Source organism: Streptomyces sp. NPDC004788 (genome assembly GCF_053601115.1).
In genome coordinates, this window is record NZ_JBSGBF010000191.1 from 1 (window position 1) to 4,467 (window position 4,467).

Sequence of the window (4,467 nt, forward strand, 5' to 3'; positions counted from 1 at the left end):
CGATGGTGTCAAGAAGGCTTCAGCAGGCCCTGGCCGGCCTGGTGGCGGCGCCGGGCGGGCCGCCCGGCGCGATCGCCGTGCTCACCAGGGACGGCGTGCGGAAGGTCTACCGGGCCGGCACGGCCGAGGTGGGCACGGGTCGCCCGCCCCGGGTCGAGGACCACATGCGCATCGCGAGCGCGGCCAAGGCGTTCAGCGGTGCGGTGGCCCTGGGTCTGGTGGACCGGCGTGCCCTCGCCCTCGACGACACGATCGGCGAACGGCTGCCGCACCTGCCCGCCGCCTGGCACCCGGTGACGCTGCGCCAGCTCCTCCAGCACACCAGCGGTCTCCCCGACTTCAGCCGGAGCAAGGCCTTCCAGGACATCGTCCGCGCCGACCCCAGGCACCACTTCGACTCCCGCCGGCTGCTGGACTTCGTCGCCGACCAGGGCCTCGCCTTCCCGCCCGGCAGCCGCTACGCGTACTCGAACTCGGACAACATCGCGGTCGCCCTGATGGCCGAACAGGCCACGGGGCGCCCGTACGAGGCGCTGCTGCGCGACCTGGTGTACCAGCCGCTCGGCCTGCACGAGACCAGCCTGCCGCAGGGCTACCGACTGCCCCACCCGTTCCTGCACGGCTACGGCACGGTTCCGGGCGAGCCGCCCGAGGACATCAGCGAGGCGATCAGCGCCTCCGGCGCCTGGGCCTCGGGCGGCATCGTCTCCACGCCGGCCGACCTCTCCACCTTCATCGGCGGCTACGCCGGGGCCTGGCTGCTGGCCCCGGCCACCCGCCGTGCCCAGCGGGACTTCCTGCCGGGCGGCGCTTCCGAACCCGCCGGTCCCGGTGCCAACGCGGCCGGGCTCGGACTGTTCCGCTACACCACCCGGTGCGGTGTCGTCCTCGGCCACACCGGCAACACCCCCGGCTACACCCAGTTCGCCGCCGCCACCCCCGACGGCCGGCGCGCCGTCACCGTGTCCGTGAACAGCCAGGTCACGCTCGACCCGGCGCTGCTCGCCCGGCTGCGGGCGACCGAGGAGAAGTTCGTCTGCGCCCTGCTCGGGCACGGGCGCCACTGAGAGCGGACGGTGCGGCGCGACAACGGCCGAAAGCAGCCGGGCCTGGGGTGAATTGGGGAATACGCGCTGGTAACTTACGGGAGTTGATCAAGGTCGACGGCCCCGTTCGCGGTGCCGTCTGCCCGAGCCACCCCCCCAGCAAGGAACCACATTGGCCCGCACCATCCGCACGACGGCCCTCCCACTCGCCCTCTCCACCCTCCTGCTGTCCGCCGCCCCGGCGTTCGCCGACGCTCCGACCCCTCACCTCGACGCGGTGGAGCAGTCCCTGCGCCAGGTCTCACCGGGCCTGGAGGGCTCCGTGTGGGAGCGCACCGAGGGGAACCGGCTGGGCGCCTCCACCCCCGGCGCCGCCGACTGGCTGCTCCAGACCCCCGGCTGCTGGGGCGACCCCCACTGCGCCGACCGCCCCGGCACCCGACGCCTGCTGGAGAAGGTGCGCGAGGACATCGCCGGCGCCCGGCAGAGCGTGGACATATCCACGCTGGCCCCGTTCCCCAACGGCGCCTTCCAGGACGCGATCGTGGCCGGCCTGAAGGAGGCGACGCAGAAGGGCAACCGGCTGCAGGTCCGCGTCCTGGTCGGCGCCGCCCCGGTCTACCACGCCAACGTCATCCCGTCCTCCTACCGCGACGAGCTGGTGAACAAGCTCGGCCCGGCGGCAGCGAGCGTCACCCTCAACGTGGCCTCGATGACGACGTCGAAGACCGGCTTCTCCTGGAACCACTCCAAGCTGGTCGTGGTGGACGGGAGTTCGGTGATCACCGGCGGAATCAACAGCTGGAAGGACGACTACCTCGACACCACCCACCCGGTGAACGACGTCGACCTCGCGCTGTCCGGCCCGGCGGCGGGCTCGGCCGGCCGCTACCTCGACACGCTGTGGGACTGGACCTGCCGCAACAAGAGCAACTGGACCGCCGTCTGGTTCGCCTCCTCCAACGGCGCGGGATGCCTGCCCACACTGCCCCGGCCCGCCGCCCCGGCCGACGGAGGCGACGTCCCCGCCCTCGCGGTGGGCGGTCTCGGCGTCGGGATCCGGCAGAGCGACCCGTCCTCGGCCTTCCGGCCCGTCCTGCCGACGGCCTCCGACACCACCTGCGGATTCGGCGTCCACGACTACACCAACTCCGACCGCGACTACGACACCGTCAACCCGGAGGAGAGCGCCCTGCGGGCCCTGGTCGCGAGCGCGACCCGGCACGTCGAGATCTCTCAGCAGGACATGAACGCGACCTGCCCGCCGCTGCCCCGCTACGACATCCGCCTCTACGACACCCTCGCCGCGAAGCTCGCCGCCGGCGTGAAGGTGCGCATCGTCGTCAGCGACCCGGCCAACCGCGGCACCATCGGCAGCGGCGGCTACTCGCAGATCAAGTCCCTGTCCGAGGTGAGCGACGCCCTCCGTGGCCGCCTCCAGGCCCTCACCGGTGACGCGCCGAAGGCGAGGGCCGCGATGTGCCGGAACCTGCAGCTGGCGACCTTCCGCGCCTCCGACCAGCCGACGTGGGCGGACGGCAAGCCGTACGCCCAGCACCACAAGCTGGTCTCGGTCGACGACTCGGCGTTCTACATCGGCTCGAAGAACCTGTACCCCTCCTGGCTCCAGGACTTCGGCTACGTGATCGAGAGCCCCGCCGCCGCGCGTCAGCTGACGGACGGGCTGCTCGCGCCGCAGTGGACGTACTCGCAGGCGACCGCGACGTACGACTACACGCGAGGCGTGTGCCAGGGCTGACGCGGCGGATGGCGGCCCCGGGGGCCTCGGCGGCCTCGGGGCCTGACGCGGTACGGGCGCGATGCGGGCGCGGTCAGCGCTCCGCCCGGGCACGCCCGGGCCGCGGGGCCATCCGGAGGCGCCGCTCTCGCCGCTCTTGCCGCTCGCGCGCGTGGCGGTCGAGTTCCTCCATGAGGCGGCGCCCCCGGTGCTCCGGGTCCAGTTCGTCGAGGACGCGGTCGAAGTCGGCGAGCAGCGCGCCGTACAGCTGCCAGTGGCCGGGCTCCCGCAGCGCCCCGGCCAGCAGCAGTTCGGCGGAGTGCGCCCGGAGGGCGCGGGCGGCGCGCAGCTCGCCCGCCAGCCGCGTCTCGGCCGCCTCGGCGGCCTCGCTGTCCGGGGCCGTGACGAGGACGGCGTAACTGACGAAGGCGTCGGCGGTGTGCTGCGCCGTCTCCTGCAGCGCGAGGGCGGTCGGCTGGGGCAGCAGGGCCTCGCCGGCGCGCACCTTCGCCAGGTCGGTGACGCTGCGGGCCAGCACGCGCAGGACGACGGCGCAGATCTCCAGGGTGTCGAGCCCGGTGCGGAGCACGATGCGGTGCAGCAGGCCCTCCTTGACGCGCGGATTGAACCGCAGGCTGTCCTCGGCCGTGCGCAGCGCGGCGTCCACGTCGGCCACGTCGTTGTCGAGCCGGCGCGCCTCGTGCAGCCGGGCCGCCGCTCGCTCCACCGGGGGCGCCCCGGCGAACTCCTCCGCCACGTCCAGCAGCAGTCTGCGCATCCGGCGGGCGAGGTCCTCGATCGAGTCGCCCGCCGTGTCCACCCAGACGGGTGGGGCGAGCAGCAGGTTGAAGAGCAGTCCGACGACGGCGCCGATCAGGGTCTCCAGGACGCGGTCCCAGGCGGTGTGGGCCACCTGCGTGACGCCGAGCACCAGCATGGCGCTGATGGCGACCTCGGGGATGAACTCCTCGACCTTGACGAACCGCCCGACGACCAGTGAGGCCAGGATGACCAGGGCCAGGCTCCACCAGGACAGTCCGACGATCGCACTGAACGCGATGGCGATGAGGACGCCGACGACGACGGAGTTGACCCGGCGCAGACTGGTGGTCAGCGTCGAATAGAGCGTCACCTGCACGACGAGCAGCGCGGTCAGCGGCGCGGTCAGCGGCGCCGGCTCACTACTGAGCCAGAGCGCGACGAGGTACGACAGGGTCGCCGCCGCCGTGGACCGCAGCGTCTGCACGACGAACGGATCGTGACGCAGCCGCCTCACCCGGTCGGCGTACCGGGCGGTCCGTCCGCTGAACTCTGTCACCAGGCGCCTCCTGCCCTGCGGATGGAGAGTCCACACCGGTGACCACTCTCGCAGAAGGACGCGAAAGGATCCCGCAGGAGCACGAGTCGCGGAACCGACTGTCGCAATCGGGAGAAAACGACCGCGTGAGCTGCGGTCACCGGCCGGGCTCGCCGCCACCGGCCGAGCGGAGGAGCTGACATCGACACCCGTCGATCGCCCTCGGTCGCGGCCACGGGACGACGAAGGGCCCCGCGCGACGGCGCGGGGACCCTCCGGATCCGGGTGCGGCCTAGGGGGTGTCTTGCCGATCATGCCGGGCTCGCGACGCCTGGCACCGCGCCTCGCCGCGTTGTCGTCGGTCGCCGATGCTCCGCATGGACTCC

Annotated in this window: 3 protein-coding genes; 2 read left to right on the forward strand and 1 reads right to left on the reverse strand. The window is 72.9% G+C overall.

Translation table 11 applies throughout. The features are described from left to right. Positions 1 to 2 precede the first annotated feature (2 nt). Positions 3 to 1,067 (forward strand): serine hydrolase domain-containing protein, encoded by a 1,065-nt coding sequence (locus ACWEJX_RS37485; protein WP_451611879.1) that lies wholly within the window; start codon positions 3 to 5, stop codon positions 1,065 to 1,067. Positions 1,068 to 1,218: 151 nt separating this feature from the next. Then, positions 1,219 to 2,805, forward strand: coding sequence for a phospholipase D-like domain-containing protein (locus ACWEJX_RS37490; RefSeq protein ID WP_451611880.1), 1,587 nt, complete (start codon positions 1,219 to 1,221; stop codon positions 2,803 to 2,805). Positions 2,806 to 2,878: 73 nt separating this feature from the next. On the opposite strand, the gene ACWEJX_RS37495 is transcribed toward ACWEJX_RS37490, so the two are convergent. Further along, the gene (locus ACWEJX_RS37495; protein ID WP_451611881.1) at positions 2,879 to 4,102 is read right to left on the reverse strand and encodes an FUSC family protein; all 1,224 of its coding nucleotides are present in this window, start codon (positions 4,100 to 4,102) and stop codon (positions 2,879 to 2,881) included. Positions 4,103 to 4,467: the final 365 nt, after the last annotated feature.

What these genes read in the sequence shown, in the direction of transcription:
- ACWEJX_RS37485 (WP_451611879.1), top strand. Translation starts at nt 3, where the DNA reads ATGGTGTCAAGAAGGCTTCAGCAGGCCCTGGCCGGCCTGGTGGCGGCG.